This is a genomic window from Brevibacillus sp. HB1.3 (assembly GCF_013186635.1).
GTDB lineage: Bacteria > Bacillota > Bacilli > Brevibacillales > Brevibacillaceae > Brevibacillus > Brevibacillus brevis_D.
This window is the reverse complement of sequence record NZ_JABMIT010000008.1, coordinates 171,537-190,562: the sequence shown is the minus strand read 5'-3', so window position 1 is coordinate 190,562 and position 19,026 is coordinate 171,537. Positions and strand designations below refer to the sequence as shown.

Annotated in this window: 25 protein-coding genes; 20 read left to right on the top strand and 5 right to left on the bottom strand. The window is 42.4% G+C overall.

The window, feature by feature from the left end:
- Positions 1-33: 33 nt before the first annotated feature.
- Positions 34-408, bottom strand: a complete 375-nt coding sequence (locus tag HPY31_RS19525) for a DUF423 domain-containing protein (protein ID WP_012684886.1) — start codon at positions 406-408, stop codon at positions 34-36.
- A gap of 197 nt (positions 409-605) precedes the next feature.
- Between HPY31_RS19525 and HPY31_RS19520 the strand changes: the two genes are divergently transcribed.
- Both HPY31_RS19520 and HPY31_RS19515 read left to right on the top strand, forming a co-directional pair.
- A complete protein-coding gene (locus HPY31_RS19520; RefSeq protein ID WP_172142071.1) occupies positions 606-788 on the top strand; it encodes a hypothetical protein in 183 nt (60 codons plus the stop codon).
- A 1,399-nt stretch (positions 789-2,187) separates the two neighbouring features.
- Entirely contained in the window at positions 2,188-2,478 is a 291-nt protein-coding gene (locus HPY31_RS19515) for a hypothetical protein (RefSeq protein ID WP_172142070.1), read from the top strand.
- Positions 2,479-2,606: 128 nt separating this feature from the next.
- Here HPY31_RS19515 and HPY31_RS19510 read toward each other — a convergent pair whose 3' ends face one another.
- A complete protein-coding gene (locus HPY31_RS19510) occupies positions 2,607-3,092 on the bottom strand; it encodes a hypothetical protein (RefSeq protein ID WP_064201715.1) in 486 nt (161 codons plus the stop codon).
- Positions 3,093-3,299: 207 nt separating this feature from the next.
- Here HPY31_RS19510 and HPY31_RS19505 point away from each other — a divergent pair, with 207 nt between their 5' ends.
- From HPY31_RS19505 to HPY31_RS19485, 5 genes are all read left to right on the top strand, one after another.
- Positions 3,300-3,578 (top strand): hypothetical protein, encoded by a 279-nt coding sequence (locus HPY31_RS19505; protein WP_172142069.1) that lies wholly within the window; start codon positions 3,300-3,302, stop codon positions 3,576-3,578.
- 452 nt (positions 3,579-4,030) lie between these two features.
- The gene (locus tag HPY31_RS28885; protein ID WP_253901879.1) at positions 4,031-4,177 is read left to right on the top strand and encodes a hypothetical protein; all 147 of its coding nucleotides are present in this window, start codon (positions 4,031-4,033) and stop codon (positions 4,175-4,177) included.
- A 962-nt stretch (positions 4,178-5,139) separates the two neighbouring features.
- Positions 5,140-5,397: a DNA cytosine methyltransferase gene (locus HPY31_RS19495; RefSeq protein ID WP_371811742.1), complete on the top strand. Its 258-nt coding sequence runs from the start codon at positions 5,140-5,142 to the stop codon at positions 5,395-5,397.
- A gap of 122 nt (positions 5,398-5,519) precedes the next feature.
- Positions 5,520-6,941 carry a SpoVR family protein gene (locus tag HPY31_RS19490; protein ID WP_016741702.1) on the top strand — a complete coding sequence of 474 codons (1,422 nt, stop codon included), beginning with the start codon at positions 5,520-5,522 and terminating at the stop codon, positions 6,939-6,941.
- Positions 6,942-7,077: 136 nt separating this feature from the next.
- Positions 7,078-7,458, top strand: coding sequence for a peptidoglycan recognition protein family protein (locus HPY31_RS19485; protein WP_253901878.1), 381 nt, complete (start codon positions 7,078-7,080; stop codon positions 7,456-7,458).
- 177 nt (positions 7,459-7,635) lie between these two features.
- On the opposite strand, the gene HPY31_RS19480 is transcribed toward HPY31_RS19485, so the two are convergent.
- The 3 genes from HPY31_RS19480 to HPY31_RS19470 form a co-directional block, all read right to left on the bottom strand.
- Positions 7,636-8,445 carry an aminoglycoside phosphotransferase family protein gene (locus HPY31_RS19480; protein ID WP_172142068.1) on the bottom strand — a complete coding sequence of 270 codons (810 nt, stop codon included), beginning with the start codon at positions 8,443-8,445 and terminating at the stop codon, positions 7,636-7,638.
- Positions 8,446-9,185: 740 nt separating this feature from the next.
- Positions 9,186-10,031, bottom strand: a complete 846-nt coding sequence (locus HPY31_RS19475; protein ID WP_172142067.1) for a hypothetical protein — start codon at positions 10,029-10,031, stop codon at positions 9,186-9,188.
- 4 nt (positions 10,032-10,035) lie between these two features.
- Entirely contained in the window at positions 10,036-10,803 is a 768-nt protein-coding gene (locus HPY31_RS19470; RefSeq protein WP_172142066.1) for an SDR family NAD(P)-dependent oxidoreductase, read from the bottom strand.
- 112 nt (positions 10,804-10,915) lie between these two features.
- On the opposite strand from HPY31_RS19470, the gene HPY31_RS19465 reads away from it, so the two are divergent.
- The 13 genes from HPY31_RS19465 (at position 10,916) to HPY31_RS19405 (ending at position 18,853) form a co-directional block, all read left to right on the top strand.
- Positions 10,916-11,278 carry a MerR family transcriptional regulator gene (locus HPY31_RS19465; protein WP_172142065.1) on the top strand — a complete coding sequence of 121 codons (363 nt, stop codon included), beginning with the start codon at positions 10,916-10,918 and terminating at the stop codon, positions 11,276-11,278.
- Positions 11,279-11,557: 279 nt separating this feature from the next.
- Positions 11,558-12,064, top strand: a complete 507-nt coding sequence (locus HPY31_RS19460) for a hypothetical protein (protein WP_172142064.1) — start codon at positions 11,558-11,560, stop codon at positions 12,062-12,064.
- Between the two features lie 28 nt (positions 12,065-12,092).
- The gene (locus tag HPY31_RS19455) at positions 12,093-12,263 is read left to right on the top strand and encodes a hypothetical protein (protein ID WP_172142063.1); all 171 of its coding nucleotides are present in this window, start codon (positions 12,093-12,095) and stop codon (positions 12,261-12,263) included.
- Positions 12,264-12,267: 4 nt separating this feature from the next.
- Positions 12,268-12,420, top strand: coding sequence for a hypothetical protein (locus tag HPY31_RS19450; RefSeq protein ID WP_172142062.1), 153 nt, complete (start codon positions 12,268-12,270; stop codon positions 12,418-12,420).
- 123 nt (positions 12,421-12,543) lie between these two features.
- A complete protein-coding gene (locus HPY31_RS19445) occupies positions 12,544-12,729 on the top strand; it encodes a hypothetical protein (RefSeq protein WP_172142061.1) in 186 nt (61 codons plus the stop codon).
- 61 nt (positions 12,730-12,790) lie between these two features.
- On the top strand, positions 12,791-13,381 hold the full coding sequence (locus HPY31_RS19440) for a type II secretion system F family protein (RefSeq protein WP_172142060.1): 591 nt from the start codon (positions 12,791-12,793) through the stop codon (positions 13,379-13,381).
- 188 nt (positions 13,382-13,569) lie between these two features.
- Complete coding sequence (locus HPY31_RS19435; RefSeq protein ID WP_253901877.1) at positions 13,570-14,379, top strand: recombinase family protein; 810 nt, start codon at positions 13,570-13,572, stop codon at positions 14,377-14,379.
- Positions 14,380-14,408: 29 nt separating this feature from the next.
- The gene (locus HPY31_RS19430) at positions 14,409-14,579 is read left to right on the top strand and encodes an IDEAL domain-containing protein (RefSeq protein WP_172142059.1); all 171 of its coding nucleotides are present in this window, start codon (positions 14,409-14,411) and stop codon (positions 14,577-14,579) included.
- Positions 14,580-14,981: 402 nt separating this feature from the next.
- On the top strand, positions 14,982-16,118 hold the full coding sequence (locus HPY31_RS28645; protein WP_216675720.1) for a replication initiation protein: 1,137 nt from the start codon (positions 14,982-14,984) through the stop codon (positions 16,116-16,118).
- Between the two features lie 23 nt (positions 16,119-16,141).
- The gene (locus HPY31_RS19420; RefSeq protein ID WP_172142058.1) at positions 16,142-16,384 is read left to right on the top strand and encodes a hypothetical protein; all 243 of its coding nucleotides are present in this window, start codon (positions 16,142-16,144) and stop codon (positions 16,382-16,384) included.
- Between the two features lie 230 nt (positions 16,385-16,614).
- The gene (locus tag HPY31_RS19415) at positions 16,615-18,171 is read left to right on the top strand and encodes a recombinase family protein (protein ID WP_172142057.1); all 1,557 of its coding nucleotides are present in this window, start codon (positions 16,615-16,617) and stop codon (positions 18,169-18,171) included.
- A gap of 347 nt (positions 18,172-18,518) precedes the next feature.
- Entirely contained in the window at positions 18,519-18,689 is a 171-nt protein-coding gene (locus HPY31_RS19410) for a hypothetical protein (RefSeq protein WP_253901876.1), read from the top strand.
- Positions 18,668-18,853: a YolD-like family protein gene (locus HPY31_RS19405; protein WP_305793572.1), complete on the top strand. Its 186-nt coding sequence runs from the start codon at positions 18,668-18,670 to the stop codon at positions 18,851-18,853. Before HPY31_RS19410 ends, HPY31_RS19405 begins: the two co-directional genes overlap by 22 nt.
- The last annotated feature ends 173 nt before the right edge of the window (positions 18,854-19,026 follow it).

Here is a 19,026-nt window from a genome sequence, read left to right as displayed (position 1 = left end):
CCCAACCTTTTGCAAGCATATGAACTCTTTCGTTTACGATACGGTTTTCCAGGCATGAATCGCAAGCAACGCCCAGCCAGCAAGGAACAAGACTCCGCCAATCGGCGTAATCGCACCGAGAACCTTAATACCAGTCATCGCCAGCGTGTAGAGACTGCCGGAGAAGATCAACGTTCCGGCTGTAAAGCACCAGCCTGCCCAAACGAGGCCAGAAGAATCCGGGTACCATTTGAGCAACAGAGCAACCAGCACCAGAGCCAGTGCATGTGTCGTCTGATAGGTCACGCCCGTATGGAAAATGCCCAGCGAATATTCGTCCAATTTTTCCTTCAGTGCATGTGCCCCGAATGCTCCCAACGCAACCGAAAGAAATCCACTGATACTGCCAAGCATCAAAAACAGCTTCATGAGTGCGTCACTCCTTTTTTCGCATAACCTGTACATCTATCCGACCTCTATTTTAGCGTAAAAAGATAGACATTGCCCAATTGTAATTTAGTGAACACGCCTTGGACTACCATACAAGCCGCTTGTCAACCTCCAACATAGAGTAAAGTATCGCAGTGGCAACGCTTACAGGTCGCTGCGACGGGAGGTGACGTAATATGAACAAATGGATTTCTAACGTAGGAGGGCTTCTTGGTGGCTTCGCATTGTTGAAAGCGCCGTTGGACGGTTCCTTCCTAAGTGGGGTGGACCCGGTAGTGGATGGATTGGGTCTGATCACTGTGGTCGTATTCGCAGGAGCTCTTATTTATTCTGGTGTACGTGGCTGGTTCAAGGGTTAAGGAGCAAGATGAAAAACAAACCAAGGGTGTCTCCAATCGGGGATGCCTTTTTTCTTCGGGAGGCTGGCGTCTTTACCCAATATCTTTATTTGTGCTTTACGTGATTACTCTTTTTATTCGTAATGAAATCCATGATAACGATCAAGGCCACGATAAAAATAGACTGCAAGAGAGGTTTTACATAGCTGGATTGATCGTATATAAAGTAAGCAACTATCAAGTTGAGTATGAAAGTAAGTAAGTACCCAAAAGTTTTCACTATCTCACCTCATCTCAGAACCAATGATCTATTATAGTAGATTTTCTTACGTTTACTTCAAGATTACCACCAGTATAATTGATAATTCACGATATCTTTTCTAAATGCTGGCGTCTTTTTAGCACGGTTCCTCATATACATAAAGTAGACCGACGGCAAAAGGGGGAGGCGAAACGATTTGACCAACGACGAGCGCAAAGAACTGGAGCGATCCATTGACGAAATTACCGAGATCGCCAAAGGGTTCAATAATGCTAGATTAACAAAATACTGAAAACAGTAGTTAACAAAATAGTTATTGTGTAGAATCACCCATTACCACTCCAGCAATCTATCAGCAATGATGCTGGCGGGAATACAAGATGGGTTATCCAACTCTTTGTGAATCAGAGCATCTAAATAAGATTCGAGATTATTTTTAGCCTCAATGTCGTGTTTAGAGGTTTGGATTATAATGAGAACTTTTTGCTGAGTAGGAGTCATATTCGTCCTCGGGAGCCCCCATCTGTATTAGTCCCATAGGGTCCCATTCGTTCATCAACATTTTGATATGGCTCAGGTCATGCAAATATTGTTGTTTCAATCGTTTGTTTAAGGTTAGACCCCCTATCACTAACAATGCTATCACACAGTATACGGAAATCGTCACGTTTTAACACAACGGTAATTGAGGAAAATGAGCTAAATTACCCACGTAATACAAAAATTTTCAACCCACTGTCGCCAGTGAGTTGAAAATTTTTGTATTACGACTTATGTTAAAAGACTACTTTTTCTCAGCAGGACAAGCTGCAGCGTCCAACAAATGTTATGCACCATTGGGTCATATTAGGCTTGTGCAGGTCTGGTCTCACTAGATTTACAAAATTTACTTGAATATCTAAATCAAACAAATCTTGGTTTTGCATCGTTAGTCCCTCCTAATAATATGGTTTTACTTACAGTAAATGGTAATACAAAAACGGTTTTTAGTAAAGTGATTAATAGATATTTAGTTTTGTAGAGAGTACGGATGGTGTAGCGGTTACTTCGAAATGGGTAACACAACACACGATTTGTTAAAAGGGGTGAAAGACGGATTCGTGTTCGTTACTTTGATCGAATGAGATTGCTCATACATGCGGCAAGCATCTGCCCTAAGTGTGGAAAGCCCACTCTTCAAATGGAAGGCGGGAGTATGAGGAGGGAATTGAAGCTTATGTCTACTGCTCGAATAACAGGGTTCCTGAAACAGAGGATGGCGAGACATACTACACCGATTGCGGATTTTATGATGATGTAAAAGACATATACACCCCTATAAGCTATTGGTTCGACTTCGATATTGTACTGGCCTTAGCGTTGGACGGAACAGCGGGAAAAGAGCATTTCTGGGATTGGGAGCGTTTTGTAGAAAAGGATACTGAATCACTTTTGAAAGAAGCAATTTAACATTTCATTACATGAACTAAACGGATTTCCTGAAAAGAACGATAGGAGGAAGAGTAAATGTCTTGTTATATCAAGATGCCTGTTAAATGTTATCAACAGGCATCGAAAATAAACCGCTCGATATAGATTTATGGTGTTTGAATTTTAAAATAGTGCACATTTGCACCCCAATTCCAATTCCCAGCTTCATCCTGTACGCTAACACTTACGCTAAGAGTCTTATCTCTCGGCAATTCGATTGGAATTGTAAAGGATTGCGATATATTGCTTGTGTTTTGTGGGAGAACTCCTGAACTATAAATTTGATTACCATTCGTCTCATCATAAACTAGAACCCAGAAAGTTTTAAAAACAGTGTTTGGATCAGGATCTGTTTGGTACCAAGATATTTTGGGCTGTTCGTTGTAATAGATTGTAGGGGAGTACGCCTTTGTTGAAGGAGGGTTAGTAATCTCTACATCAGGGCGACGATTCTCAGATGATGCAGAGCTAAACACTTCTTTTACAGATGATGCACTGTTCGCTGATTGTGCCCCTTCGTTTGCAGACGATACTGTGGGAACAAGCAAAGTAACAGCCATTAGAGAGGTAATGACCATCGACATTCTCTTCATTGCGACAACTCCTTATATACGTATTTTACAACTATAAACATAGATGTTAAAAAATGTAATGTCAATATTTTTTGATTCTAAATAATATTTTTATCACAACTAACTTTAAGAATTGGGGGAATCATCAGTATTTAACACAATGGATAAGGAGGGGAACTGGATGCAAGCAGGACGTGAGTTGGACAAGCAAGTTGCGGAGGCGTTGGGGTGGGAACCTTATCTCGAGAAGATTTCGCTGACTGGGCCACAGACGGTCATGGATGGGTGCCGAAGTTCTCAACCACTTGGGACGGCATGGACGTGTTGGTGGAGGAAGCAGCAAAACAAGGGATCGCGCTTCAACTAATCTCGCGATTTAAAGATGGAGTGTTCATCGACTTTCAGTGTTTGGCCATAGCAGAGAAACGCTTGCATGGCACCATATCAGGAAAAGCACCTCACGCTGTTTGCCTGGCTTTCCTAAAGTCGAAGGGAATCGATATTTAACATAAGAGAAATTTAGTTAAGAAAGCCCCCGAGGTTCGGAGGCTTAGGCAGGAATAAATTTACCAGGGCACGCTACACGCCCCTGTATTAGTTCCTTTAGGGCAATTGCCACCACCAGTTGCACCAGATGCTAGAGCAACACTAGATACTGATAGAACCATAACGGTTGCTAAAGCGACAGCTAGAAACTTCTTCATCATTATCACGTATTTTAATTGAAAATTCTGACAATACTCTAATATTCTATCATTAAAGGGAAAATATGCAAATTATATTTTGATAGTAAGGAGGTTTAACATACTATTTCTTGTGTTTAATCAAGAAATAAAAAAACCACAGTAATCTCAGGCATTGGAGACCTCCTAAAAAAAAAAGCCCCCAATCGAGAGTTGGATAATTTTTCCTTACACAAGAAAATTATATCACGGGCTACCGCGAGGGGGAATCTGGAAATGAGTGAACAGGTACAAGAACAATTGTCATTTCTGCAACCAGTGAATGAGATAGAAGTCAGAAAGGCGGTTGTGAAGGAACTGAAAGAGTATAAAGCCCTCCGTGTTGCTGTACAGAATAGCAGGAACCAAGAGAGAAGGGCATAGGTCAACTGTTCCCAAGGCTACAGCCAACAGAGACAATAAACGAGCTGAAGGCCAAACAGATTGATCGCGCATTGCAATATTCGCTAGACGAGATTGAGCGTCGGATTGTTGAAGAGAAGTATCTCAGCACTTCACGCGTAAAAGACATCAATGGTGTACCTGAGCGAATCTATGGGTGATGACGAATGTGACCTTACGAGAGGGGGACATTCTGAGCCTGAACGCACCAGCTGCGACGAGCGTAGCAGGGAACCATGCAATTATTTTTCATTGTATGCATTACAGCGGTTTTCAATTTTTGGGAACTCCTCTCGGAGCTTTGAAAAACCGCGATTTACTCTGCTGGGATTTACCGGACAGGGGATTATATGCGAGACCTACGGCTTCGGCTTCTCGCCGATCCTGTCTCAAGTGTACAGAATTACCTGCTGCACCGCCTCTTATAGCCTGTGGCCGCAGTTAGGCGTAAGGATTGGCTCGCGCCGGATGCCCCTGCCGAAAGAGGGGGGCTTTTGATATAGACAAGCTCCTGCCATTACCTCAGAATGGAAGTATAGGGGGTGATATTTTGCCAGAAATTTATCTAGGAATTTCGATACCTGATATTGTCGTTAGTTCGAAAACTATTCTTCCAAGTCTCGCAGGGGTTATTGTCACAGTAATACTAATAAGAAATAGTTTAAATTAAGCACCCACGCGGTGCTTTTTTTCATGGAGGAGGGTGAAATGTAGTGCGCTAGTATGTCGACTCAGCGACAGGAGAAAAAAGCCAACAGGCAGCCAAAGCATAAGGCTCTAAGCTTCAACCTCATTTTTTGCGGTGAAACAATACGTATACCTTTCCGCTGGAATAGTAGTCGTTTGGTTTCACCTACAAAACACGGCGACAGCCCAACTAAATCAAGGCATCCAGCATTGCCCCCGATGTACCCATTTCAAATGCCCATTCAAGAATCTCCCGAATGCTCAGCTACCGGCAGAGCTCTTTGATCTTTGGACATCTTAGAAAAGGTCAGGCAAAGCAGAAGCTTGTTGATCTATTCTTCGATTTCTTGGACGTGGTTGAGAAGTTACGTCCGCGGGTAGTGGTCGCGGAGAACGTTAGGGGAATGATCATTGGATTAGCGAAAGGGTATGTGTCTTTGGTAGCTAAGCGGTTCCGTGAAATGGGGTATGAGCCTCAATTATTTCGACTAAATTCAGCAACAATGGGTAATTGACATAAATTACCCATTAAAACGTGTCATATGAAGAACGACATCTTTTCTAAAAGGTGGCGTCTTTTGGCTGTTTCCCCATATACATAAAGTAGACCGACGGCAAAAGGGGGAGGCGAAACGATTTGACCAACGACGAGCGCAAAGAACTGGAGCGATCCATTGACGAAATTACCGAGATCGCCAAAGGGTTCAATCTCGATTTTTACCCGATGCGATACGAGATATGCCCGTCTGACATCATTTATACATTTGGCGCGTATGGAATGCCCACACGATTTTCGCACTGGAGTTTTGGTAAATCGTTCTACCGGATGAAACTGCAGTATGACCTGAATCTGAGCAAAATCTACGAGCTCGTCATCAACTCCAATCCTTGCTACGCGTTTCTTTTGGACGGCAATTCCTTGATCCAAAACAAGCTCATTGTGGCTCACGTCCTTGCTCACTGCGACTTTTTCAAAAACAATGTGCGCTTCTCCAACACGAATCGGGATATGGTCGAAAGCATGGCGGCCAGCGGAGAGCGGATTCGCCAGTATGAGATTGAGTATGGCAAGGAAGCTGTGGAAAATTTGCTCGATGCGAGCCTGGCGATTCAGGAGCATATCGATCCGAGCTTGCTGCGTCCGAAGCTGCGCTGGAAACGAGAGCCAGACGAAGCGAACAAAAAGACGAGGAACGAACGGCACTCGCCTTATGACGATCTCTGGGGATTGGACCGCAAAGCAAAAGAGGAAGCCGAGCCGGTAAAAGCACCACGCAAATTCCCGCCGGAGCCGGAAAAAGACCTGCTGCTGTTCATTATGGAATACAGCAATATCCTGGACGATTGGCAGCGGGATGTGCTGACGATCATCCGGGATGAGATGCTGTATTTCTGGCCGCAGATGGAGACGAAGATCATGAACGAAGGCTGGGCCACCTACTGGCATATGCGCATCCTGCGGGAAATGGAGTTGACAGAATCGGAGACGATCGAGTTTGCCAAGCTGCATTCCTCCGTCATTCAGCCTTCGACGACGAGTATCAATCCGTATCATTTGGGTCTGAAAATTTTGGAGGACATTGAAAAGCGCTGGGATAATCCGACGAAGGAGGAACAGGAGCGTTTCGGACGCAAGCCAGGAGAGGGACGCGCGAAAATTTTCGAGGTGCGCGAGCTGGAGTCTGACATCAGCTTCATTCGCAACTTCCTGACCAAGGACCTCGTCAGTGATCTGGATTTGTATATGTTCGGCAAGCAGGGCAACGATTGGGTCGTCGCGGAAAAGCAGTGGGAGAAGGTACGCGATGGTCTTGCGGGCACACGGGTTAACGGGGGATTCCCTTATGTACTCGTACACGATGGGGATTACTTACGCTCCGGCGAGATGTACCTGAAGCATCATTTCGAGGGGCTGGAGCTGGATGTCAAATACGTAGAAAAAACATTGCCTTACATCTATGATTTGTGGGGAAAATCCATCCACCTTGAATCGATGGTGGAGGATCGGCAAGTGTTGTTTACGTACGATGGCAAGAAGGTGCACCGTCGCTTTTTATAGGGGGAAAAGGCCGCATGTCCGGTGGAAGCTGACCGAGCATGCGGCCTTTTCTGCGTGTAACGAGTTAGGACAGCTAAAAACTATTGTGTGATAATCATGTCGAAAAGGACAGGTGTACGAAAGGCGAAAGCTAACGATGATTATGACGATTCCCGGCGCGCGCATGACAGATGTTCGTGCCTCTTTGCCGCGCCACAAATCACTCAAGTATGGACGTCGCAAGTTGGCTTATATCCGATCAGCAGCCATGCACCATTCGGCTACATTGAGCGGATTGCCAGAGGCATTCGCACGATACCATGTTAACACCAAGGGCCCGCCGGGCATCGCCTATCATTTTGTGATCCAAAAGGACGGGGTGATTTACTGGTGCAACGATCCGGAGGTAATCTCCTACCATGAAGCAGGTGTTTGGTCACTAGGAGTACCCCGGCTACGCGTGGAAAAACTGTCCTGCATTCCCAATGGGCACATTCCGAACAAATTACTCACAATTCTTGCAAAAAGCTGTGGGTAAAGTGGATAAGCCCAAGCAGATTCTGGTTGCAATTAAGTTGAACGAGACATTGCTCGCGGTAACTGGCTTTTTGCTGTGATACGGTTCTCCGCGCTGTCTGTAACGGCAAGTTTTAGGGCAATCCTTTTGCGGGATGGCCCTTTCATTTATGCTCCCTCAAAAGACCGTTGTTTTTCGTTACTTCAATCGTTCTTCGATTAAGTTTAACAGTAGTGCTTTCTCTTCGTTAGGAATCCATTCTGATAGTCTAGCCGCTGCAATCGGTAACATCCACTTATCAATGTCACTGAACTGCAGACCAGAATATGAAAGATATTGTTCCAAGTATACTCCGTTTATTTTATCCCTCATCAGTTCAAGTGAATCTTTAACGCTACTTGGAGCCTCATCAGGCAGCGTACCAAAACGGAATAATAGCAAAGTGCGAGCGACATCACCAGCAGGATTACCGATCATCCCTGTCATCCAATCTATTACCCAGCTACGCTCACCGATCATAACATTTTCTGGATGAAAATCACCATGGCATAGACGGTTTCCATCCGGTAGATTTTTCAAATATTCAATGATCTCATGCTTCACTTCGTTAGATAGTTGGGAAGCGTTCTGAACGTTACGAGCCAAGATCTCTTTCTGATTAAGGACGGATGATCCTCCAATTCGTTCCACATCAAGTTCATATTTATGTATGCGATAATGTAGTTCAGCAAACTCTTTAGTCAAGGAATTGAGTTCGTTAGGAAACTGAACACCCATACGAAGCAGTGTTGAGCCCTCAATCCTTTCAAACACAATACCCTTCTTATGATCAAAGTCAATCAAATCGTACGCTCTTGGAGCAGGAATTTCAAGGAAGGCCACAATCCGATTTACTTCATATTCATATTTCACCGCTTCCATTGGAAATCCGTCCCTATAAAGCTTTAATATCTTATCCTGATCTTGAGCAAATACTTCGGCTGTTCGACCCTCGCTAATCTTTTTCAATGTATCATCTCCTACTTTGAAATCTCCCTGTGATTATGCTTCATATTAGGAATGCTGCCTGCTAACTTAAAAAAGCGAATCTATTACAATTTCTTATATATATCAAGTTCGTGATCCAGACCAAGAGCCCTTTTCCAGGGGGCATTATTATTTTCAGGAGGGACATAAGAATGAGGGTTATCAAGATACGGCAGGACTTTGTCGTCCTGCGCTGGGCTGGAGCACTTCCGGTGCTTTCCTTAATCAGGTTGAGGACTACTTCAACCAACTAAGGGTTGAACATGGGGACGAAGCGGAGAGATTAAGTGTTAAACTCAGAAAAAAAGTATTAGACTGACTGGCGCTTCATTAAGCTAATTGGCAAATTAGTTTAAGATCAAGCGCGGAGAACCGTATCACAAGTGATGGTACACACGATCAGAAAAGAAATAGTACTTGATAGTAGCTATATCAGCAGATTAAAACGATAGTGATAATTGTCCGGCGAGCAAAGACTATAAAATAAGGCCTTTGTTCGTCGCTTTTTTTGTTGAACTAACCTTCCCTGTTAGCAAAATAACTAAGAGAATAACTTACTGCTCTTGATTTTTCTTGCCCTAAAGAAAAGAACCCCAAGCGAATATTAATCCGTTTGGAGTTAACATGAAACTGTATAATAAACGCTTACTTCTCTTTTAGTAGGAAATCGTAACGGGTTTGAAAAATAGATTTATTGAAATCTCAAAATGCAACATTTTAAATTATTCTACTGTTTGAAATGGTTTTGTTTGAATTACTTTCATCATTTTCATCCGAGCAAATCGCTCATCTAAATTATTTTCAAGTATCCATTCATGATGTGTTTCCGCAATCATTCGCTTATTCTGGGTAGAAATACCTTCCCATTCAAAATCTACAGAAACAGTTATCGTATGATCAGCATTTTCTGTAACTGATAAGTTTTTCGGATAATGTCCGCTTTGTTTTACTTGATTAGGAATGGTCGTGAGCCATTCATTAAATCCTTCTAGTGTATTAATTTTAGAAGTCGTGCTTAAATCTAACTCAAAGTGATCAGCTAATAGTTCTTGGAATTTATCGCTGTTCACAGATGCTGTTTCCATTAAATATAACCAATAATGCATAAATGATTTTGCTCGATTTTCAGCATAGGCAGATTGAAATTGTGGATTTTCCACCGTACCTGTAGGTTCTAAATGAACTTTTGTAAAAAGAGGCAAGTCATTGTCTCTAAGTCTCAATGTTGTGGAATAATGAATTTTATAGCTATATCTACTATTATCTGGACGTATATTTTGATAAAGAATATCCGCTTCTAATGAAAGTTCCTCATCGTTCAACTGTTTGATTGTTGTGTTTTCAACATGATGTGCATTTTGCCATCCTTCAAACATTTTTAATCGATCTTCAATTCCCAGTTTCCCTTTCGAGGTTCCTGCTTGTGATGAAATTTCTACGTCATCCGACAAAATATCTAACTGATTATCAACACGTGCTTTGTTAAGTGGGACTTCATATACTTGATACCAACGATAGTATTGGGTTAATGCTAGATGGTTATTTTGAATCATTTTAAATTTGTCCATTTTTCTACGAATCCTTTCTTGTTCTCGTTACATATGGGTAAATTGGATCTCTTAATAGGAATTCATACGTTTCACCGTTTACAATGCCTACAACCTTTGTGCTGTCATAAAGTTCTAGCATAAATCCAGCCATTTCTTTCGCAGTATGAAACTTAGGAACTACACCTTCATATTGGAATTCATCTGCATCTATAGAACGTTTACCAAATTCCGTTGCAGTTGCAGCAGGAGCTAGAACTTTCGCTTGCATGGCTGACCCATTTTCTTTCAATTCATGTGCTAAACCTTCTGTAAAGGCACTTACATAGAACTTTGTCGCGCAATAGGTCACAGCATCAGCAACGATTAAGTATCCGCCTCCAGATGAAACATTGATGATTTGCGTTCCTTCAACCTTTGCATAATCTCGTACATAAAGTGAGGACAGAATGGTTAATGCCTCTATATTCAAGTGGAGCATCGTCTCGATTTTATTTAAGTTTTGTTCCCCTACAGAAGCAAAGTTTCCAAAGCCAGCATTGTTAATCCACGTTTCGATCTGATAATTCCGAATGCTTTCGTAAAATTCATAAACGTTCGCTGTGACAGATAAATCAACAGTTCGAATGATAATATCCAGTTCTGAATTGATTTCTGTCAACTTCGACTTTAAATTTTCCAATTCTTCCGTTCTGCGGGCTGCTAAAATCAAATTTTTTCCTCGAGACGCAAAAGCAAGAGCTGTTTCATACCCAATTCCTGAACTTGCACCTGTGATAACTGTATATTTCAAATGAATTCCCCCTAAATTTTATTCATTTCGTTTATTGTGATCGATCAATGAGTTGATTATACTGATTAGAGTAAACTCTAAGTCAAGATAAAATTTAGTGTGGAGGTTTTTCATGTTCACTATTGGGGAAGTGGCCGAAATTATGGGAATAAGCACGCATACATTGCGATATTACGAAAAGGAAAATATTATTGCTCCCGTTCGGGATGATAATGGGGACAGACGATATGATGATTCACATCTGAAATGGCTACAATTTGTTATCAAGTTAAAAGAAACACAAATGCCCATCGCGAAAATTAAGGAGTATGCTTCGTTGGCTATAGAGGGGGAACATACCACTCAAGAGCGATTAAAGCTACTAGAAGAACATAAGGACTCTATTAAGAAGCAAATTAGAACTTTACAAGCTGCGGATGAGATGCTTGAACATAAAATTGCCGTTTACAAAGATTTTATCAGTAAACGAGATTAGATGCAGGCTCTATAAGGGGGATCGCCACATATCCATGAGGGGTTTAAGCCCGCTGCCAGTCTACGACTTTAATTTTAACTAAATTATAATCGCTGGGTTTACTTCTTTAGGGAAGGGTCGTACACTGTACGTTGTACACAGTAACCAGTCGATGCTAGTACAAACTTAACCAACCTTGTTAATACAAACTTGAAACCACACTTAGAAGGCTTATTCAACTTGTTTTCAGTTGGAGTGAGCCTTTTTTGCATGCAGAAAATCTAAGGAGATGAACAGACAATGGCAAAACGTGAACAGGTAGTAGAGGCGGCAGCAGTGGAGGAACAAGCGGTAGAAGAAACGGTGCGTTCGATTGCCCAGGCACAAGCAGAGTATGAGAAGTTAGTGGAGGAGGTAAGGGGCTACTGTCTGAAGGCTAGGGAATTAAGGGAACAGGCGGCAGAATTGAAGCGGTCAGGACGGACGGATTCACAAGTAGGGGCAGAAATGCGGCAGTTATTAGATCAGGCTGTACGGTATGAGTTGTTAGCTGACCAACAGAACGGACATCCAAGGCTAGAAGCAATTCGCCACATTGAAGATTTACAGCGTGAAGCATCTGCATTGAGGGGGACTGTACAGCATAACCAAAGCGTGCTAGCCCGTCAGCAGAAGGAACTTGAAGAAGCAAAGGAAGAAGCTGTGGCAATGGTTCAAAGAGCGGAAGAGCGAGTACAGGAAACAGAACGGCTTCTAGCTTACGAGATGGCGAAGCTTGCGGAACTGGAGGGGAACGGAGTTGAGTAATTCAATACCGAAGAAATGGGAGTGAGCGTTGAAAGACCTGCATTCACGATTCCCGGGAAAGATGGCTCATGAAATTGTTACGGAGGATGGCGTGTATAGATTGGATAAGCCCGAGGACGAGATGATAGAAATATTCGATGATGTGGACGTAATTGAAATAGTTGATGACAGCGAACTAATTGAAATAGTGGAGGATTAGTCATATGGCACAATTGAGCCCCGAAGCACTGGAAGCACGCCGCCAGCACGAAAGGGAGTACAGAAGGAAGTGGCGCCAGAAGCCGGAGAACAAACAGAAGGAAAAGGAGTACAGACGGAGATATTGGGAGCGTAAGGCAAAGGAACTAATGCAATAATACGAGCACCAACGAGAAGGGGGCAGAGATGTGTTGCGGATAATTTGCACCGTATATTCTAGCCCCCGAACATTGAAACACGATATAAACCAAACTTCAGGGTTACAGGAGGGCATAACAAAGATGAATGAAATGACAGAGTATGAAAGATTACTATGGGAAGAACTAAGCGCAGCAAATGACATGTTGTTACGAAACGCTTTCCTGTTAGATGACTATATAGATTACATCAATGCAGCAGGACTGCGTGAAGAGTTTGAAGCATTCAGGAAAGTAAAGGTACAGCAAGAAGCAAATGCGAGTAACTGAAATCATGTCAGTATATGTCGAACAATGTTGAAACAAAGACTTGAAAACATAGCATGAGGTTATGCACGGCTGGGAGTGGATTCATCCCCCCCGGGGCAAAGGAAACGAACCCCATGATATACGGTTAGGCGGTGAAAGGATGGAGAAAAAGCTGTGTGGAGCTAAGACGAGAAGCGGCGAACCTTGTAAGAAAGCTGCTCTAGCAAATGGGCGTTGCAGGTTTCATGGAGGAAAATCCACTGGACCGAAAAACCCCAACAAACTGAAAGGGAACAAAAACGCCTTGAAGCATGGACTGTATGAAACGATATGGCTAGATACATTGACGGATGAAGAGCGGGAGCTGTTCGCTCAGGTTTCAACTGACCCGATAACTCAAGTTGAGAATAGGTTCAAGTTATCGGAGATACGCATACGGCGCATGATGAACCGGATAAATCAAGAGCAACAGAAGAAAAAGCCGAACCCTGCTGTCATCCGAGCTATTGAGGAAGGGATTACGAGAATTGAAATGAACATGGTGAGCCTTGTAAGAGAAAGTAGCAGGCTGCTTGAAATGAACAAGAGTAAGAATGATGGGTCTTTAGATAGGCTGGCTGAAATACTTGAGCAGGCAAGGAAAGATCGTGCAAAGAAGGAATGCGAACGCTAACAGGGAGGGACAAACAGGTGACGAAGCTTGTTCGTTCCCTTTTTTGTGATTGAAGCAGTAGGATGACAATATTCAAAATAAATTTCTTTTACCATGATCACGGTAAAAGAACGGCAGGAAGGATAAAAGGAATTGTAATTTCCTTAATCTAGGTCGTATAGTATTTACAAAAAAAGGAGTCATTGGACATGGGTAACGTGAAAATGAAGAGAGTCGTTGGATACGCTCGTATTTCTTCAGATAGTCAGATAGAGAATACATCGATAGCGGAGCAAGTGAAAAAGATTGAAGCGTACTGTATCAGTCAAGGCTGGGAACTGGCAGGAATTTTTAAGGATGAAGGAGAAAGTGGTAGTACAACAGAGCGTGACGGATACAGGGACATGATGCAATACGTCCAACAGGTTGATAATGGAGTCACGGGAGTCGTCGTGGTAAAGGCAGATCGTATACACAGAAGGTTGAGAAACTTGATTTTATTGATAGAGGATGAACTGGAACCTAAAGGAATTGCCTTCATTAGCGTATCGGAAAATTTTGATACATCTACACCGTCGGGAATGATGTTCCTGCAAATGATAGGTTCTTTTTCAGAGTTTGAACGGAAAACCATCAACGAACGGACAAAAGGCGGACGGATTGCCACCGCCAAGGGAAATAAATATGCTGGCGGTGCACCTGCCTACGGGTATCGGGTACAAAATGGTGTGATAATTCTTGACGAGCAGCAAGCACAAACGGTAAAGAACATATTTCAACTCTATGTAGAGGGGAATAATCCATACAAAATTGCTTGTAAATTGAACCGAGCAGGCATCCGCACCAAAACAGGGAAAGACTGGACTGTTGTACAGGTGCAAAACGTTCTGAACAATGAGACGTATACAGGGTTTAATACCTACAACGGACAAAAAGAACGGAACGGCATCAGACAGAAAGATGTTTTCCCTCGTATCATTAGCCGCCAGTTGTGGAACAAGGCAAGGCAGGTTAGCTAATCGTCGATTAACAATGGGAGGTTAGACAAATGAGCAAATTTCAAGAAGCAATGATGATGTGTTCAGAGGACTACGACGAGCTAATCGATTTGGCTTTAGCAAAAAAAGACAAAGAATGGTTTGAGGAATTGGTTAAAAAGCAGAAGCGGTTACGTGAAATAGAAATCGAGATGCGCCGCGAGTTAGGAGTACTCGACTAGCACAGTGGGAACCTGTCAGAGACCTACGAGAACCCGGTGAGATGACGTTTTCAGTGGTGTTCACTACAAATGACACCGAGGTAGGCAGCAAATAGCGAGATCGTGCAAGCTCGTTGGTGATAGTAAACCAAATGACAGACTATTGACTCCTGTCTACCCGGATGGCATAATAATTTCACACAATAAAATATACGGATTCATGTTTAGTGAAATTATCCAAACACACTTAACAACTTTTCAACTTTCAAACACTTGATTTGCCCGACATGGGCGACAAGTGTTTTTTTACGTTTAAAGACCTGAAAACAGTCTAAACCCGATAATTATTAATTAGTCTATTAAGTCTTAAAAAATACAATCACAGGCAGTAAAAAGCTAGTGAGAACGGGAGGGTAGCAAGCGATGAAAGCGAAGGTATCCATCGACAAATTTGTGGTGGAATATAAAGATGTTACATTTGGGGCTTATTTTCGTTTGGTGATACGCGCGGCGATAAGCTGTGAGCTATATAAGCAGACGATATATCATGGGGACGGGTACAGCCACGAATTGCATCTGAAGAAGGCAAACGGTGCGTATTTGCATGTGTTTTACCGAAACATAAAAGAGCCTGAAGGAAGTGCATACACGTTGCGGTTAGAGACCCGCCCAGAATATTACGTTCAATTCAAGGAAGTACTGGATAGATTGCGTAGCGCAGCTAGTGGCATCTACTATGTGAGCTGTGACATAGCCTATGATGTAAAGACCTCAATGGATAATGTGATTGTCTTTCCTAAGGATGGGCGGCGAAAGATGAGACATTACAAGGGGACACGTTATTTTGGGGATAAGCATCAACGTAAAACGAATGGATATTGTCGGAATTACAATAAGGGATTGGAGTTGTTAGAGAATCAGAGCACCGTTATCGATTTTGAGTTGACACGAATTGAAATAGTAGATAAGCCAGAACGTAGGATACCATTAGCAGAATTGCTGCATCATCCACCAGAACAGAACAAGCACTACTTTGCAGCGATGGTTACAGATTGGGACAGCCTTCCGAAGAAGCGTGCAGAGCAGACGCGAAGGTTAAGGGATGGGGCAGATATAGAGGAAGTAACGCCTTATATACGAAAGAAGGTAAAAGAAACCCTTGCTCACCCGTATCAGATAGATTTCAACGAGTTAGCAAGGGAAGCATGGGAGCCGCTATTAGAAGAACTGTGTGGGGTATTGCTTGGGCAGCAGAAACCACAAGTTCAAGAGCGACATGTACAAATGGCAGTTACAAATACAGTATACGATGAACCGAAGGAAGAAAACGACAGCAAAAACGATGGTTGTGCAGATTTTGGAAAATATCGTATACTTCGCAACAATACAGGAATACGCATGCGATTAAACCAGCAAAGAATGACTGGGTTATTTGAGTTGAGAAAAATGACTAGTGCTCTTTGGAGTAGGCCTTCTTCAAGAGTCCAGCAAAAAAGTTCAACTTTTTTTGTTTTCCCCTTAAAAAAATCGCCTCCTTTGATATATGTCTATTGCAAGTAGATAACATGAAGGAGGAAAAGGATATGAAAAACAATCAAATCGAAGCACCCTTTGAAAGGGAGGAACAAGACCTAAAGCTAGGAATTCAGGAGCTAGACGCTGCAATTGGGCATTTGGTTAGATTCAATTTTAAAATTGCCGACAAAAGTCATCTAAAGTTCGAAGGTTTAATGGAAATTGTAGATGCGTTAAGCGATCATAAGGAAAAAGTTGAGCAAGAGCTGTACATTGTTAGACATAACATTCTTGATCTTCATATGAGGTAGTCTATGCCAGGTGGGGGGAGCTGAGAGGTAGCACTATGATTAAAGTTGATACTCAAATAATCAAGCCATCAGCAGAGAACGTCAAGAGAACGGAAGTTGTTAGAGTTCTCGCTGAATTAATCAGAAAGTATGGTCATCGGAAATCAAAATAAAAGCTATTCAAAATGGGTAGGCGCATGATTATTAGCGCTTACCTATTTTCTCATAAAAGAAATGCTGAGGTGTAAAATATGGGAAACGACAAGGTAGCCATTTATATTAGAGTCAGTACAGAAGAGCAGAAGAACGCCGGCTGTTCACTAGAAGCACAAGAAGAGGAACTTCGTCGATATGTTGCATCAACCGGTCTTAACGTTTTTGATGTTTATTGCGATGGTGGATATTCGGGTAAAAACTTTATCCGTCCAGATGTACAACGTCTTTTTTCTGACATGGTACAAAACAAGTTTCAAACTATTGTTGTATGGCGACTCGACAGACTTTCAAGAAGCAACAAGGACATTTTGACATTGATAGATAATGAGTTGCAACCAAGGAATATGCGGCTGTTAGTCAGTACGTGTGGTATTGACTCTTCAACCATAGAAGGAAAAATGTTTATCAGTTTGCAGGGGACATTTGCCGAGTATGAGCGGAATGTAACAATCAATAGAGTGAAGTCGGGAATGAAAAAAAGAGCCAGTAACGGTGAATTTAACGGAGGTACGTTACTAGGCTACGATATAGTCAACAAGCAATTGGTTGTTAATGAGCAGGAAAGTGAGATAGTTAAAAGGATATTTGAGATGCGCGCTGAAGGTATGGGCTATAAAACCATTGTGAACAGTCTTAATTCCTATGGTTATAAAACCAAGAGAGGAAACAACTTCGGTATTTCTGCGGTTAGGGTGATCTTACTCAATAAAGATTACGTGGGAGTGAACACTTGGGGGAAGAAGGAGGACTGGAACCTTAAAAGAAGAAAGGGCACACTCGAAGAAGTACCCGAAAGAAACGGTAAACATGCGCCAATTATTTCAATAGAATTATGGGAAAAAGTTCAAGAGATAAACGACCTGCATAAGAATTCGTTTACAGCAATCAAATCTCATAGTGGGAATTACTTTCTGGCTGGTGTTGTTAGGTGTCCGAAATGTGGAGCGGGTATGGTGATGCACAAGAATAAAATTCGAGGGACTAACGACTACCGAAGATACTATATGTGCCAGGCATACCACCAAAAAGGTAGGTCAGAATGTTCCTCAAATTTAATTAGGGCTGATTGGATTGAACAAGAGGTATTGCATGTGTTAAGGGATTCTGTACACAGCATGGATTTGGTTGATGAAGTTCTAAATAAGATTGAGGAAGATGCTTCACAAGACAAGCAGCCATTAGAACTTCGTTATAATGACTTGAAGTTACGGGTAGAAAACAAAACTAAACAAATTGATTCGTTAGACGAAAGGTATTTGAGCGAAGAGATAAGCTCCGATAATTATAATCGACTTATAACCAAGGCGAAAAGTGAACTAGACGAAGTAAATGCACTCCTAGCAAAGACTGAACGTAAATTAGCCAGATTGGATTATGGTATCAAAATCAATTCACAAATGGTTGTTGAGATACTCAAAGACTTCGACTCATTATTTGAGGTAGCGGACGATCAGGAAAAGAAAGTATTGATACGTTCTGTAATTAAGTCTGTGCATGTTTCAACAGACAGAAAGAAGCTGGAGAAAATATCCCTATGGATTGGTGACGATTTAAGTGTACCAGCAAGTTGTGAGCGCAGAACCGTATCATAAGTAACGGCAAGCTTTTTCGGAAAATCTCGCAGAAGGCTTGGAAAGGCGCTTTGGTGTGCATGGTTTGGGATGGGCACACTAGACTGCAAAGTCGGCGCAAACGGGCTTCTGCGAGATTTTTGGGGTCACTGAAGACCTTCGCAGACGTTATCACCCGCTTCGAGAACGACGGTGTAGCCGCGCCTGCCCAAGCGAAATGTGACACATTATTAATCCTATCCTAATTTTTCTATTGTTAGCTCAGTTTAGTGGTTAATTCTAGATAACAAATGTTCTTGTTTGAAGGGGGGTGCTTGCTCGCGGATATTGAGCGCAAGGTATTACGAATTATAGGAAATTACTATGCGATGAAACCGAATCCTCCGAGCATTGACGTAATATGCGTAAAGACCGGACGAAGTCACGAAGGTGTGATGACTGTGCTCGAAGTGTTAGCGCGCGAAGAATACATCGAGTGGCGGCGGGAGAAACCTGACAAGATGGAAGTAATTACATCGTGGGAGCGAAAGGGACGGTAATAATGGCAAAGAAAATCGATAATTTATTCGGCTCAACTCGGTTTGTATTACCGGAACAGTGCGAGCTCTATCTGCAAATGAAGGAAGACGACAAACTCGTACCGATGCCTATACTTGAGCAGGATGAGTTTGAAACATTTGACTACTTATTACGGGAGTATTAGCTGTTGCGGGTACTTATGTTGGTATCAGTGAGGAAGCACAGATGGATATTTTAAAAGCGATTGAATCGGTACTTCAATAAGAAAGTAGGTTTGACCCAAAAAGGCAAATACATTTACTTACAAAAGTTACACAAAGGGCGTTTTCAGCGAGTGAACGGAGTTATTTAGTATAA

Excerpts from the sequence above, each read along its gene's own strand:
- HPY31_RS19525 (WP_012684886.1), bottom strand. The coding sequence starts at position 408 with ATGAAGCTGTTTTTGATGCTTGGCAGTATCAGTGGATTTCTTTCGGTT.
- HPY31_RS19520 (WP_172142071.1), top strand. The coding sequence starts at position 606 with ATGAACAAATGGATTTCTAACGTAGGAGGGCTTCTTGGTGGCTTCGCA.
- HPY31_RS19510 (WP_064201715.1), bottom strand. The coding sequence starts at position 3,092 with ATGAAGAGAATGTCGATGGTCATTACCTCTCTAATGGCTGTTACTTTG.
- HPY31_RS28885 (WP_253901879.1), top strand. The coding sequence starts at position 4,031 with ATGAGTGAACAGGTACAAGAACAATTGTCATTTCTGCAACCAGTGAAT.
- HPY31_RS19495 (WP_371811742.1), top strand. The coding sequence starts at position 5,140 with ATGCTCAGCTACCGGCAGAGCTCTTTGATCTTTGGACATCTTAGAAAA.
- HPY31_RS19485 (WP_253901878.1), top strand. The coding sequence starts at position 7,078 with ATGATTATGACGATTCCCGGCGCGCGCATGACAGATGTTCGTGCCTCT.
- HPY31_RS19475 (WP_172142067.1), bottom strand. The coding sequence starts at position 10,031 with ATGGACAAATTTAAAATGATTCAAAATAACCATCTAGCATTAACCCAA.
- HPY31_RS19465 (WP_172142065.1), top strand. The coding sequence starts at position 10,916 with ATGTTCACTATTGGGGAAGTGGCCGAAATTATGGGAATAAGCACGCAT.
- HPY31_RS19460 (WP_172142064.1), top strand. The coding sequence starts at position 11,558 with ATGGCAAAACGTGAACAGGTAGTAGAGGCGGCAGCAGTGGAGGAACAA.
- HPY31_RS19450 (WP_172142062.1), top strand. The coding sequence starts at position 12,268 with ATGGCACAATTGAGCCCCGAAGCACTGGAAGCACGCCGCCAGCACGAA.
- HPY31_RS19445 (WP_172142061.1), top strand. The coding sequence starts at position 12,544 with ATGAATGAAATGACAGAGTATGAAAGATTACTATGGGAAGAACTAAGC.
- HPY31_RS19440 (WP_172142060.1), top strand. The coding sequence starts at position 12,791 with ATGCACGGCTGGGAGTGGATTCATCCCCCCCGGGGCAAAGGAAACGAA.
- HPY31_RS19435 (WP_253901877.1), top strand. The coding sequence starts at position 13,570 with ATGGGTAACGTGAAAATGAAGAGAGTCGTTGGATACGCTCGTATTTCT.
- HPY31_RS19430 (WP_172142059.1), top strand. The coding sequence starts at position 14,409 with ATGAGCAAATTTCAAGAAGCAATGATGATGTGTTCAGAGGACTACGAC.
- HPY31_RS28645 (WP_216675720.1), top strand. The coding sequence starts at position 14,982 with ATGAAAGCGAAGGTATCCATCGACAAATTTGTGGTGGAATATAAAGAT.
- HPY31_RS19420 (WP_172142058.1), top strand. The coding sequence starts at position 16,142 with ATGAAAAACAATCAAATCGAAGCACCCTTTGAAAGGGAGGAACAAGAC.
- HPY31_RS19415 (WP_172142057.1), top strand. The coding sequence starts at position 16,615 with ATGGGAAACGACAAGGTAGCCATTTATATTAGAGTCAGTACAGAAGAG.
- HPY31_RS19410 (WP_253901876.1), top strand. The coding sequence starts at position 18,519 with ATGAAACCGAATCCTCCGAGCATTGACGTAATATGCGTAAAGACCGGA.